Annotated in this window: 9 protein-coding genes; 6 read left to right on the plus strand and 3 right to left on the minus strand. The window is 61.6% G+C overall.

Features of this window, described 5'->3' with window-relative positions:
* Positions 1-40 precede the first annotated feature (40 nt).
* Entirely contained in the window at positions 41-1,336 is a 1,296-nt protein-coding gene (gbcA, locus tag ACW9HW_RS25415; RefSeq protein ID WP_095195939.1) for a glycine-betaine demethylase subunit GbcA, read from the minus strand.
* 295 nt (positions 1,337-1,631) lie between these two features.
* Here gbcA and gbcB point away from each other — a divergent pair, with 295 nt between their 5' ends.
* The gene (gene gbcB / locus ACW9HW_RS25420; protein ID WP_095195937.1) at positions 1,632-2,732 is read left to right on the plus strand and encodes a glycine-betaine demethylase subunit GbcB; all 1,101 of its coding nucleotides are present in this window, start codon (positions 1,632-1,634) and stop codon (positions 2,730-2,732) included.
* 121 nt (positions 2,733-2,853) lie between these two features.
* Here the strand turns inward: gbcB and ACW9HW_RS25425 are convergent, their stop codons facing one another.
* Positions 2,854-3,678, minus strand: a complete 825-nt coding sequence (locus ACW9HW_RS25425) for an SDR family oxidoreductase (RefSeq protein ID WP_095195936.1) — start codon at positions 3,676-3,678, stop codon at positions 2,854-2,856.
* 243 nt (positions 3,679-3,921) lie between these two features.
* On the minus strand, positions 3,922-4,962 hold the full coding sequence (locus ACW9HW_RS25430) for a threonine aldolase family protein (protein ID WP_095195935.1): 1,041 nt from the start codon (positions 4,960-4,962) through the stop codon (positions 3,922-3,924).
* Between the two features lie 131 nt (positions 4,963-5,093).
* Between ACW9HW_RS25430 and ACW9HW_RS25435 the strand changes: the two genes are divergently transcribed.
* From ACW9HW_RS25435 to ACW9HW_RS25455, 5 genes are all read left to right on the plus strand, one after another.
* The gene (locus ACW9HW_RS25435; RefSeq protein ID WP_457402063.1) at positions 5,094-5,837 is read left to right on the plus strand and encodes a TraX family protein; all 744 of its coding nucleotides are present in this window, start codon (positions 5,094-5,096) and stop codon (positions 5,835-5,837) included.
* 304 nt (positions 5,838-6,141) lie between these two features.
* Positions 6,142-7,395 carry a serine hydroxymethyltransferase gene (gene glyA / locus ACW9HW_RS25440; RefSeq protein ID WP_095195933.1) on the plus strand — a complete coding sequence of 418 codons (1,254 nt, stop codon included), beginning with the start codon at positions 6,142-6,144 and terminating at the stop codon, positions 7,393-7,395.
* Positions 7,396-7,418: 23 nt separating this feature from the next.
* On the plus strand, positions 7,419-8,669 hold the full coding sequence (locus ACW9HW_RS25445) for a sarcosine oxidase subunit beta (RefSeq protein ID WP_007980419.1): 1,251 nt from the start codon (positions 7,419-7,421) through the stop codon (positions 8,667-8,669).
* 14 nt (positions 8,670-8,683) lie between these two features.
* Positions 8,684-9,013 carry a sarcosine oxidase subunit delta gene (locus tag ACW9HW_RS25450; protein ID WP_095195932.1) on the plus strand — a complete coding sequence of 110 codons (330 nt, stop codon included), beginning with the start codon at positions 8,684-8,686 and terminating at the stop codon, positions 9,011-9,013.
* On the plus strand, positions 9,010-12,027 hold the full coding sequence (locus ACW9HW_RS25455) for a sarcosine oxidase subunit alpha (RefSeq protein WP_095195931.1): 3,018 nt from the start codon (positions 9,010-9,012) through the stop codon (positions 12,025-12,027). Before ACW9HW_RS25450 ends, ACW9HW_RS25455 begins: the two co-directional genes overlap by 4 nt.
* The last annotated feature ends 74 nt before the right edge of the window (positions 12,028-12,101 follow it).

Here is a 12,101-nt window from a genome sequence, read left to right on the forward strand (position 1 = left end):
GGGGTCTGTGGGAGCGAGCCTGCTCGCGAAGCTTTGGATCTTAGCCTTGAACCGGAACCCCTTTGAGGTACGGTGCAGGCTCGGCCCCCAGGTTGCTCAACAGACGCTCGCTGTACCAATCCACAAAGTTCACCACACCAAACTCATAGGTCTTGGAGTAAGGCCCTGGCTGGTAAGCGGTGGAGTTGATGCCGCGCTGGTTCTCTTCGGCCAGGCGACGGTCCTGATCGTTGGTGGCGTCCCAGACCTGGCGCATGCGCTCCACGTCGTAGTCCACGCCTTCGACGGCGTCCTTGTGGACGATCCACTTGGTGGTGACCATGGTTTCCTGGGCGCTGATCGGCCACACGGTGAACACGATGATGTGGTCGCCCATGCAGTGGTTCCAGGAGTGCGGCAGGTGCAGGATGCGCATCGAGCCCAGGTCCGGGTTTTTGATGCGGCCCATGAGTTTGGCGCAACCCTGCTTGCCGTCCATGGTCATCGACACGGTGCCCTTGAGCAACGGCATGCGCACGATGCGGTTACGCAGGCCGAAGCTGGCGTGGGCGTAAGGGATCTTCTCTGCTTCCCAGGCAGCGGCGGAGGCCGCGACGTGGTCCTTGAACGCCTGGTCGGCGCGCGGGTCGGTGACGTCGTCCCATTCCAGCAGGGTTTTGAGCAGTTCCGGGTGCGACGCGTTGCAGTGGTAGCACTCGCGGTTGTTTTCCAGCACCAGTTTCCAGTTGGCCTTTTCCATCAAGGTGGTGGTGATCGCCACCTTGGTGTTCTCCATGTCGTACGGTTCCATGTAATGGCTGAGCGTCGACAGGAAGTCATCGATGGCCGGCGGATTTTCCGCCAGGCTGATGAAGATGTAGCCGCCAGCGGTCTTCACATTCACCGGCTTGAGGCCGTACTGCTTCATGTCGAAGTCGTCGCCCATCTCGGTGCCGGCGAACAGCAGGCGACCGTCGAGTTCGTAGGTCCACTGGTGGTAGTGACAAACCAGTTTGGCGACCTTGCCCTTGTCGCTGGTGCACAGGCGTGAACCACGGTGACGGCAGACGTTATGGAATGCATGCACCACGCCTTCAGCGCCACGGATCACGATGATCGGGTTCTTGCCGATCTGCAGCGTCAGGTAGTTGCCCTTGGTCGGGATCTCGCAGGTCATGCCGGCGATCAACCACTCCTTCTGGAAAATCTCCTGCATGTCGATATCAAACAGGCGCTCGTCAGAGTAAAACGGCTGCGGCAGCGAGAACGTGCGTTCGCGCTCTTGCAGCATCTGGGCGGTGGCCTTGCGTGCGGGTTCCAGCGGATCGCCCAGGCTCAGGGTAGTAGTGACGTCCATCGTTTAATCCTCAAGGCCATCTGCGTGGCCGGCGAAAAGTGGCTAATCGGTGTACTGCTAATGGTTGCTACGCAAGGTGTAAAGATTGTGTCTTGGTATGGGGCGAGTGTGGGGCCGGCGCTGGCCAGAACCTTATCCATGGGCGACATGATGCAATCTGTTCCCGACGCGCAAGCCCCGGTAGTTGCGGGCTGGTCGCGATAAGCATGTGAATGTCGCAGATAGGTAAATGGGTGGTTCGCGCTATACGCAGAATCGCCAACATGAAGGCCGACAGTCGGCCGTGGAGATCAGCATGTCCAACAACTTCCTGAACCCGGTAACCACCCAGACCTGGGCCAATGGTCGGCACATCGTCCGTTGCGTCAAAGTCATCCAGGAAACCTGGGATGTGCGCACCTTTTGCTTCATGGCCGATCAGCCGATCATGTTCTTCTTCAAACCGGGGCAGTTCGTCACCCTGGAGCTGGAGATCGAAGGCCAGCCGATCATGCGTTCGTACACCATTTCCAGCTCGCCGTCGGTGCCGTACAGCTTCTCGGTGACCATCAAGCGCGTACCGGGCGGCAAGGTCTCCAACTGGCTGCACGACACCTTGCACGAAGGCCAGGAACTGGCGGTGCACGGCCCGGTCGGGCTGTTCAACGCCATCGATTTCCCGAGCCCCAAGGTGCTGTACCTCAGCGGCGGCGTGGGCATCACGCCCTGCATGTCCATGGCGCGCTGGTTCTACGACACCAACGGCAACGTGGATATGACGTTTATCCACAGCGCCCGTTCGCCGAAAGACATCATCTATCACCGCGAACTGGAACACATGGCGTCGCGGATCGATAACTTCAGCCTGCACCTGATCTGCGAGAAGCATGGGATGGGCGAGCCCTGGGCCGGTTATCGCGGTTACCTGAACCACAAAATGCTGGAACTGATGGTGCCGGACTTCCTTGAGCGGGAAGTCTTCTGCTGCGGCCCGACCCCGTACATGACCGCAGTCAAGCGCTTGCTGGAAAACGCTGGCTTCGACATGAAGCGTTACCACGAAGAATCCTTCGGAGCGACCCCGCCCGAGGCTCGTGCCGATGCCGAAGAGCACGCCGAACAAGCGGCCGAGGCGCCGGAAGTGGACGCGGCGGACCTGCATCAGGTGGAGTTCACCGCGTCCGGCAAAAGCATTCGCGTAGCGCCTGGCGAGACCGTTCACGCGGCCGCGGCCAAGGCCGGTTTGCTGATACCCAAGGCGTGCGGCATGGGCATCTGCGGCACCTGCAAGGTGTTGAAGCTGGGCGGCGAAGTGGAGATGGAACACAACGGCGGGATCACCGAGGAAGACGAGGCCGAAGGGTACATCCTGTCGTGCTGCAGTGTGCCGAAGGGGGATGTGCGGATCGAGTACTAACCCCTTTGTGGAATGCCTCTTGTGGGAGCGAGCCTGCTCGCGAATGCGGTGTGTCATTCAAATCGATATTGACTGATCCGACGCTTTCGCGAGCAGGCTCGCTCCCACAATGATCGGTGTTTTAATCCACAAACAAATCCGGCATCAGCTTGTCGCTGGTGTCGGGGGCAAACCGATAGTGTTCGAACTCGGTGGTGCCGTTTTCCCGCAAAACTTCTTCATCAATCAGCAACCGCCCGGTCAGGCTGCGCTCGGTGCTGCTCAAGATCACGTGGGCGGCATCCGCCATGATCGCAGGCGTGCGTGCATGCTTGAACGACTCCCGTGACCCCAGCTGAAACTCGATCGCAGCGGTGGCAATCATCGTCTGCGGCCACAGCGAGTTGACGCTGATGCCGTAATTCCTGAACTCCTCGCTCATGCCCAGCGTCAGCATGCTCATGCCGTATTTGGTCACGGTATAGGGGCTGTATTGGGCGAACCATTTGACGGCCAGGTTCAGCGGTGGCGACAGGTTGAGAATGTGTCCCTTGGACTGCTTCAGGTAGGGCAGCGCGGCCTGGCTGCACAGCAGCACGGCGCGGGTGTTGATCTGGTGCATCAGATCGAAGCGCTTGAGCTCGAGGTGTTGAACTCCGGTCAGCTTGATCGCCCCGGCGTTGTTCACCAGTGCATCGATACCGCCGAAATGCTCGTTGGCCTGGGCCAGGGCTTGATGCACGGCAACTTCATCGCGCACATCCACCTGCAACGCCAACGCCTTGCCACCTGCGGCCTCGACTTCCTTGGCCACGCTATAAATGGTGCCCGGCAGCTTGGGATGCGGTTCGGCACTCTTGGCGGCAATCACGATGTTGGCGCCATCACGCGCGGCGCGCAGCGCGATCTCGCGACCAATCCCACGGCTGGCGCCGGTGATGAACAGGGTTTTGCCTTGCAATGACATGCGTACGCTCCCGATTGTTGTTATGTGAGCGGGTCGAATCAGCTCGTCAGAGAATGTAGACGAAGTATTAAGTCATGAGCGGTCATTGTGGCGAGGGAGCTTGCTCCCGCTGGGGCGCGAAGCGGCCCCGAAATCTGAGTATGCGGTCTGTCAGGCAGACCGCATTGGTGGGTTTTACGACGGCTGCGCCGCCGAGCGGGAGCAAGCTCCCTCGCCACAGGGAATTGGTGGAGTACGTGGGGATTAGTGGGACATCACTTGGCGGATGTCATGGGCCAGTTCGCGCACACGCTCTTCCTCGGTATCCCACGAGCACATGAAGCGAGCGCCGCCGTTGCCGATGAACGTGTAGAAACGCCAGCCCTTGGCCGTCAGGGCGGCGATGGCCGGTTCCGACAGTTGCAGGAACACGCCATTGGCTTGCACCGGGAACATCAGTTCCACGCCCGGGATGTCGCTGACCAGTTCGGCCAGCAACTGCGCGCAGTGGTTGGCGTGGCGGGCGTATTTGAGCCAGGCGTCGTTTTCCAGAATCCCGACCCAGGGCGCGGACAGGAAACGCATTTTCGACGCCAGTTGCCCGGCCTGTTTGCAGCGGTAGTCGAAATCTTCGGCCAGTTTGTGGTTGAAGAACAGGATCGCCTCACCCACGGCCATGCCGTTTTTCGTGCCGCCGAAGCACAGCACGTCCACGCCGGCCTTCCAGGTCAGGTCGGCTGGCGAGCAGCCGAGGAACGCGCAAGCGTTGGAGAAGCGCGCGCCGTCCATGTGCAGATTCAGGCCCAGCTCTTTGCAGGTGGCGCTGATGGCGCGGATTTCGTCCGGGGTGTAGACGCTGCCGACTTCGGTGGCCTGGGTCAGGGTCACGACGCGCGGTTTCGGGTAGTGAATGTCCTGGCGCTTGAGGGCGATTTCGCGGATCGATTCCGGGGTCAGCTTGCCGTTTTCGGTGCGGGCAATCAGCAGTTTCGAGCCGTTGGAGAAAAATTCCGGCGCGCCGCATTCGTCGGTTTCGACGTGGGCGGTTTCCGAGCAGATCACGCTGTGGTAACTCTGGCACAGCGAGGACAGGGCCAGCGAGTTGGCGGCGGTACCGTTGAAGGCGAAGAACACTTCGCAGTCGGTTTCAAACAGTTTGCGGAAATCGTCGGACGCACGGGCGGTCCATTCGTCGTCGCCGTAGGCGCGCTGATGGCCATGGTTGGCCTGCTCCATGGCGGCCCAGGCTTCAGGGCAAATGCCGGAATAGTTGTCGCTGGCGAATTGTTGGCTCTTATCGGTCATGGCCTGCTTCCGTGGTCGAGGCGCCTATGGTGAAGCGTCTCGTGGTCAATGAGGGTGCGCACTTTACCGAAGATCGTCCGGGGAGCGCACGGGATGTCTCTGTCAGAACATTACTGGGATGCCGGGCAATTATGCACGTGTCTATGAACGTGACACAGCCGCACTTAAAGCAGCGCGATGGAGCGCTGGATCTGCTCAAATGGCTGGCGCTGCTGAGCATGCTGCTCGATCACCTGCGATATGTCGGTTATTCCGCCGATTGGCTGTATGTGCCGGGTCGTCTGGCATTCCCGTGGTTTTGCCTGGCGATGGCGGCCAATCTGGCACGGGCGTCGGCAATGACGACAGGCAAGCAGTGGCGTTATCTGGGCTGGTTGCTGCTGTTCGGCGCGGTGAGCGAAGTTCCCTATCGGATGTACATTCCCAATCCTGACACCCTGAATGTATTGCCCACGCTGGCGCTTGGCCTGTTGGTGGTGCGCGGCTGGCAGGACCGGGTCCTGCCGGCGCGTCTGCTGGCCGGCGGTGCACTCGCGCTGGCGGCGATGTTCCCGGAGCGGCTGATGTTCGGGTTCTTCGGCGTGTTATTACCGTTGGCGATGTTGCTGGCGATCCGGCGACCCTGGTTTTTCGCACTGCTACCGGGGCTGGTCTGCCTGGCGGCCAATCAATTGCAGGTGCTGTATTACTCCGTTCGATTGGGTAACGGCGTGGCGATGGCGGCGGTTGCCACTTGTCTGATTGCGCCATGGCTCGGGCTGTTCCTGTTGCGACACGCCCAGGACGTAAAACCACCGCCGATGCGACGCTGGGCGTATGCCCTGTACCCCGCGCATTTCCTTGTGCTGCTGGCATTGCGACAGGTTCTCGCATAACCCCGGAAACCGAATGCAAATCTTGTGGGAGCGAGCCTGCTCGCGAAGGCGGCGGGTCAAACAACATTTGCGTTGACTGACACTCCCTCTTCGCGAGCAGGCTCGCTCCCACAGGGGATTGGCGCTGGTTCTCAGTGCGTGGCCGGCTTGCCATTTCCCGCCATGTCGTAAACGCACCTTTGCGTGGCGCCCATAGGCATTTGACCACGCCAAGCCAGTCATACCATCGCTATCAAAGGGCACTGCCGAAACACCAGTGCCTTACCGAGACGAATGGCGCACAGATGCCGCTGGGAGAGACGCGATGTTCAGCAAGCAAGACAAGATCCAGGGTTACGACGATGCACTGCTGGCGGCGATGAATGCCGAGGAGCAACGTCAGGAAGATCACATCGAGCTGATCGCGTCGGAGAACTACACCAGCAAGCGCGTGATGGAAGCGCAGGGCAGCGGCCTGACCAACAAGTACGCCGAAGGTTACCCGGGCAAGCGCTACTACGGTGGCTGCGAGCATGTGGACAAGGTTGAAGCCCTGGCCATCGAACGCGCCAAGCAACTGTTCGGCGCCGATTACGCCAACGTGCAGCCGCACTCCGGTTCCTCGGCCAACAGCGCCGTGTACCTGGCCCTGCTGCAAGCCGGGGACACCATCCTCGGCATGAGCCTGGCCCACGGCGGTCACCTGACCCACGGCGCCAAGGTGTCGTCCTCGGGCAAGCTGTACAACGCCGTTCAATACGGTATCGACACCAACACCGGCCTGATCGATTACGACGAAGTCGAGCGCCTGGCGGTCGAGCACAAGCCGAAAATGATCGTTGCCGGTTTCTCGGCCTACTCCAAGACTCTCGACTTCCCGCGTTTCCGTCAGATCGCTGACAAAGTCGGTGCGCTGCTGTTCGTCGACATGGCCCACGTGGCCGGTCTGGTCGCTGCCGGCCTGTATCCAAATCCGCTGCCTTACGCCGACGTGGTCACCACCACGACCCACAAGACCCTGCGCGGTCCGCGTGGCGGCCTGATCCTGGCCAAGTCCAACGAAGAGATCGAGAAAAAGCTCAACGCCGCGGTCTTCCCCGGTGCCCAGGGCGGCCCGCTGATGCACGTGATCGCCGGTAAGGCGGTGTGCTTCAAGGAAGCGCTGGAGCCTGGCTTCAAGGCTTACCAGCAGCAAGTGATCGACAACGCCCAGGCCATGGCCGGCGTCTTTATCAAACGCGGCTACGATGTAGTGTCCGGCGGTACCGATAACCACCTGTTCCTGGTCAGCCTGATCCGTCAGGGCCTGACCGGCAAAGAGGCGGACGCTGCACTCGGTCGCGCCCACATCACTGTGAACAAGAACGCTGTCCCGAACGATCCGCAGTCGCCGTTCGTGACCTCCGGCCTGCGCATCGGCACCCCGGCGGTGACCACTCGCGGCTTCAAGGTTACCCAGTGCGTCACGCTGGCCGGCTGGATCTGCGACATCCTCGACAACCTCGGCGATGCCGACGTTGAAGCCAATGTCGCCCAGCAAGTATCGGCCCTGTGTGCGGACTTCCCGGTTTATCGCTGAGTGCGGTTTTGGAGTAAATGACTATGCAACGCTACTCAGGCTTCGGCCTCTTCAAACACTCCCTCAGCCACCATGAAAACTGGCAGCGGATGTGGCGCACACCGACCCCGAAAAAGGTCTACGACGTGGTCATCGTCGGCGGTGGCGGGCATGGTCTGGCGACCGCCTACTACCTGGCCAAGGAACACGGCATCACCAACGTGGCCGTGGTCGAGAAAGGTTGGCTGGGCGGCGGTAACACCGCGCGCAACACCACCATCGTTCGCTCCAACTACCTGTGGGACGAGTCGGCGCACCTGTACGAACACGCGATGAAACTGTGGGAAGGCCTGTCCCAGGACCTGAACTACAACGTGATGTTCTCCCAGCGTGGCGTCTACAACCTGTGCCACACCCTGCAGGACATCCGTGATTCCGAGCGTCGGGTCAGCGCCAACCGCCTCAACGGCGTCGACGGCGAACTGCTCGATGCCAAGCAAGTGGCCGACGAGATTCCGTACCTCGACTGCTCGAAGAACACCCGCTACCCGGTGATGGGCGCTACCGTCCAGCGTCGCGGCGGCGTGGCCCGTCACGATGCCGTGGCCTGGGGCTTTGCCCGTGCCGCCGACGCACTGGGCGTGGACCTGATCCAGCAGACCGAAGTGATCGGTTTCCGTAAGGAAAACGGCGTGTGCATCGGTGTGGAAACCAACAAGGGCTTCATCGGCGCCAAGCGCGTTGGTGTGGTCACTGCCGGTAACTCCGGGCACATGGCCAAACTCGCCGGTTTCCGTCTGCCGATCGAATCCCACCCGCTGCAAGCACTGGTGTCCGAGCCGATCAAACCGATCATCGACAGCGTGATCATGTCCAACGCCGTGCACGGTTACATCAGCCAGTCCGACAAGGGCGACCTGGTGATCGGCGCCGGTATCGACGGCTACAACGGTTACGGCCAGCGTGGTTCGTACCCGGTGATCGAACACACCATCCAGGCCATCGTCGAGATGTTCCCGGTCCTGTCCCGCGTACGCATGAACCGTCAGTGGGGCGGCATCGTCGACACCACCCCGGATGCCTGCCCGATCATCTCGAAAACCCCGGTACCGAACATGTTCTTCAACTGCGGTTGGGGCACCGGTGGCTTCAAGGCCACACCTGGCTCGGGCAACGTGTTTGCCGCAAGCCTGGCCAAGGGTGAAATGCACCCGTTGGCCGCACCTTTCTCCATCGACCGTTTCCACAACGGTGCGTTGATCGATGAACACGGCGCTGCTGCGGTCGCCCACTAACAGGAGAAATCCCCATGTTGCATATCTTCTGTCCTCACTGCGGCGAGTTGCGCTCCGAAGAGGAATTCCACGCATCCGGCCAGGCGCACATCCCGCGTCCACTGGACCCTAACAGCTGCACCGATGAGGAGTGGGGCGACTACATGTTCTTCCGCGACAACCCTCGCGGTCTGCACCACGAGCTGTGGGATCACGTCGCCGGTTGCCGCCAGTACTTCAACGTCACCCGCGACACCGTGACCTACGAGATTCTCGAAACCTACAAGATCGGCGCCAAGCCACAATTCACCGACAAGACCGATAGCCCGAAAGCGGCCACCACGGCTCTGGGAGAGAAGGTATGAGCCAGATCAATCGCCTGTCCAACGGCGGACGGATCGACCGCAACAAAGTCCTGAGCTTCACCTTCAACGGCCAGAGCTACAAAGGCTTCGAAGGTGACTCCCTGGCCGCTGCACTGCTGGCCAACGGCGTCGACATCATCGGTCGCAGCTTCAAGTATTCCCGTCCGCGCGGCATCTTCGCCGCCGGTGCCGAAGAGCCGAACGCGGTGCTGCAGATCGGCGCCACCGAAGCCACGCAAATCCCGAACGTACGCGCCACGCAACAAGCGCTGTACCAGGGCCTGGTCGCCACCAGCACCAACGGTTGGCCGAGCGTGAACAACGACATGATGGGGATCCTCGGCAAGGTCGGCGGCAAGCTGATGCCACCGGGTTTCTACTACAAAACCTTCATGTACCCGCAATCGTTCTGGATGACCTACGAGAAGTACATTCGTAAGGCCGCCGGTCTTGGCCGCTCGCCGACCGAGAACGATCCGGACACCTACGACTACATGAACCAGCATTGCGACGTGCTGATCGTCGGCGCCGGCCCCGCCGGTCTGGCCGCTGCACTGGCCGCTGCGCGCAGCGGTGCCCGGGTGATCCTGGCCGATGAGCAGGAAGAGTTCGGCGGCAGCCTGCTCGACTCCCGCGAAAGCCTCGACGGCAAGCCTGCCGTGGAATGGGTCGCCAGCGTCATCGCAGAACTGAAGAACACCCCGGACGTGCTGCTGTTGCCGCGCGCCACGGTCAACGGCTACCACGACCATAACTTCCTGACCATTCACGAGCGCCTGACTGATCACCTCGGCGACCGCGCACCGATTGGCCAGGTACGTCAGCGCATTCACCGGGTTCGCGCCAAGCGCGTGGTCCTGGCGACCGGTGCTCACGAGCGTCCGCTGGTCTACGGCAACAACGACGTGCCGGGCAACATGCTGGCCGGCGCTGTGTCGACTTACGTACGTCGCTATGGCGTGGCACCGGGCAAGAAGCTCGTGCTGTCGACCAACAACGACCACGCCTATCGCGTTGCGCTGGATTGGCTCGATGCCAGCCTGCAAGTGGTAGCCATCGCTGACGCCCGCAGCAACCCTCGCGGTGCGCTGGTGGAAGAAGCGCGCGCCAAGGGCATTCGCATCCTCACCGGCAGCGCCGTGATCGAGGCCCGTGGCAGCAAGCACGTGACCGCTGCCCGCGTGGCCGCGATCGATGTGAAAGGACACAAAGTCACCAGCCCTGGTGAATGGCTCGACTGCGACATCGTCGCCAGTTCCGGCGGCTACAGCCCAGTGGTTCACCTGGCTTCGCACCTGGGCGGCAAGCCGATCTGGCGTGAAGACATCCTCGGTTTCGTTCCGGGCGAAGCACCGCAGAAACGCGTGTGCGTCGGTGGCATCAACGGCGTCTATGGCCTCGGCGATTCCCTGGCCGATGGTTTTGAAGGGGGCGTGCGCGCTGCCAGCGAAGCCGGTTTCGGTGCGGTCGAAGCGACCTTGCCCAAAGCCCTGGCCCGTCTGGAAGAGCCGACCCTGGCGCTGTTCCAGGTGCCGCATGAGAAGAACACCGCACGGGCGCCGAAGCAATTCGTCGACCTGCAGAACGACGTGACCGCCGCCGCCATCGAACTGGCGACCCGCGAAGGCTTCGAGTCGGTCGAGCACGTCAAGCGCTACACCGCGCTGGGCTTCGGCACCGATCAGGGCAAGCTCGGCAACGTCAACGGCCTGGCCATTGCCGCCCGCTCGCTGAACGTGACCATCCCGCAGATGGGTACCACCATGTTCCGCCCGAACTACACGCCGGTGACTTTCGGCGCGGTGGCCGGTCGTCACTGTGGCCACATCTTCGAGCCGGTGCGTTACACCGCGCTGCATCAGTGGCACCTGAAAAACGGCGCCGAGTTCGAAGATGTCGGCCAGTGGAAACGTCCGTGGTACTTCCCGAAAAGCGGTGAAGACATGCACGCGGCGGTCAAGCGCGAATGCAAAGCCGTGCGCGACAGCGTCGGCCTGCTGGACGCCTCGACCCTGGGCAAGATCGACATCCAGGGCCCGGATACCCGCGAGTTCCTCAACCGCGTGTACACCAACGCCTGGACCAAGCTCGACGTGGGCAAGGCCCGTTACGGCCTGATGTGCAAAGAAGACGGCATGGTGTTCGACGACGGCGTGACGGCCTGCCTGGCCGAGAACCATTTCGTGATGACCACCACCACCGGTGGCGCGGCCCGCGTGCTGCAATGGCTGGAGCTGTACCACCAGACCGAATGGCCGGACCTGAAGGTGTACTTCACTTCCGTGACGGATCACTGGGCGACCATGACCCTGTCCGGGCCGAACAGCCGCAAGCTGCTCAGCGAAGTCACTGACGCCGACCTGAGCAACGAAGCCTTCCCGTTCATGACCTGGAAAGAAGCCTTGGTCGGTGGTGTGCCGGCGCGGATATTCCGGATTTCGTTTACCGGTGAGCTGTCGTACGAAGTCAACGTGCAAGCCGACTACGCCATGGGCGTACTGGAAAAAATCGTCGACGCCGGCAAGAAGTACAACCTGACGCCGTACGGCACCGAAACCATGCACGTCCTGCGGGCCGAGAAGGGCTTCATCATCGTCGGTCAGGACACTGACAGCTCGATGACCCCGGACGACCTGAACATGGGCTGGTGTGTGGGCCGCACCAAACCGTTCTCGTGGATCGGCTGGCGCGGGATGAACCGTGAAGACTGCGTACGTGATCAACGTAAGCAGCTGGTCGGCCTGAAGCCGATCGATCCGAACAAGTGGCTGCCGGAAGGTGCGCAACTGGTGTTCAACACCAAGCAGGCGATCCCGATGACCATGGTCGGTCACGTGACCTCCAGTTACCTGCACAACTCCCTGGGCTATTCGTTTGCCATGGGCGTGGTCAAGGGCGGCCTGAACCGCATGGGCGAACGTGTGTTCGCGCCCCTGGCGGACGGCAGCGTGATCGAGGCGGAAATCGTTTCTTCGGTGTTCTTCGATCCGAAGGGCGAGCGCCAGAACGTTTAATGGCCTTGGGTCCTGTGGGGTGGCTGCTGACGCTTTCGCGAGCAGGCTCGCTCCCACAGGAGATTGCGTAACCC

It is taken from the genome of Pseudomonas sp. SDO5532_S415 (genome assembly GCF_054071155.1).

Excerpts from the sequence above, each read along its gene's own strand:
- gbcA (WP_095195939.1), bottom strand. The coding sequence starts at position 1,336 with ATGGACGTCACTACTACCCTGAGCCTGGGCGATCCGCTGGAACCCGCA.
- gbcB (WP_095195937.1), top strand. The coding sequence starts at position 1,632 with ATGTCCAACAACTTCCTGAACCCGGTAACCACCCAGACCTGGGCCAAT.
- ACW9HW_RS25425 (WP_095195936.1), bottom strand. The coding sequence starts at position 3,678 with ATGTCATTGCAAGGCAAAACCCTGTTCATCACCGGCGCCAGCCGTGGG.
- ACW9HW_RS25430 (WP_095195935.1), bottom strand. The coding sequence starts at position 4,962 with ATGACCGATAAGAGCCAACAATTCGCCAGCGACAACTATTCCGGCATT.
- ACW9HW_RS25435 (WP_457402063.1), top strand. The coding sequence starts at position 5,094 with ATGCACGTGTCTATGAACGTGACACAGCCGCACTTAAAGCAGCGCGAT.
- glyA (WP_095195933.1), top strand. The coding sequence starts at position 6,142 with ATGTTCAGCAAGCAAGACAAGATCCAGGGTTACGACGATGCACTGCTG.
- ACW9HW_RS25445 (WP_007980419.1), top strand. The coding sequence starts at position 7,419 with ATGCAACGCTACTCAGGCTTCGGCCTCTTCAAACACTCCCTCAGCCAC.
- ACW9HW_RS25450 (WP_095195932.1), top strand. The coding sequence starts at position 8,684 with ATGTTGCATATCTTCTGTCCTCACTGCGGCGAGTTGCGCTCCGAAGAG.
- ACW9HW_RS25455 (WP_095195931.1), top strand. The coding sequence starts at position 9,010 with ATGAGCCAGATCAATCGCCTGTCCAACGGCGGACGGATCGACCGCAAC.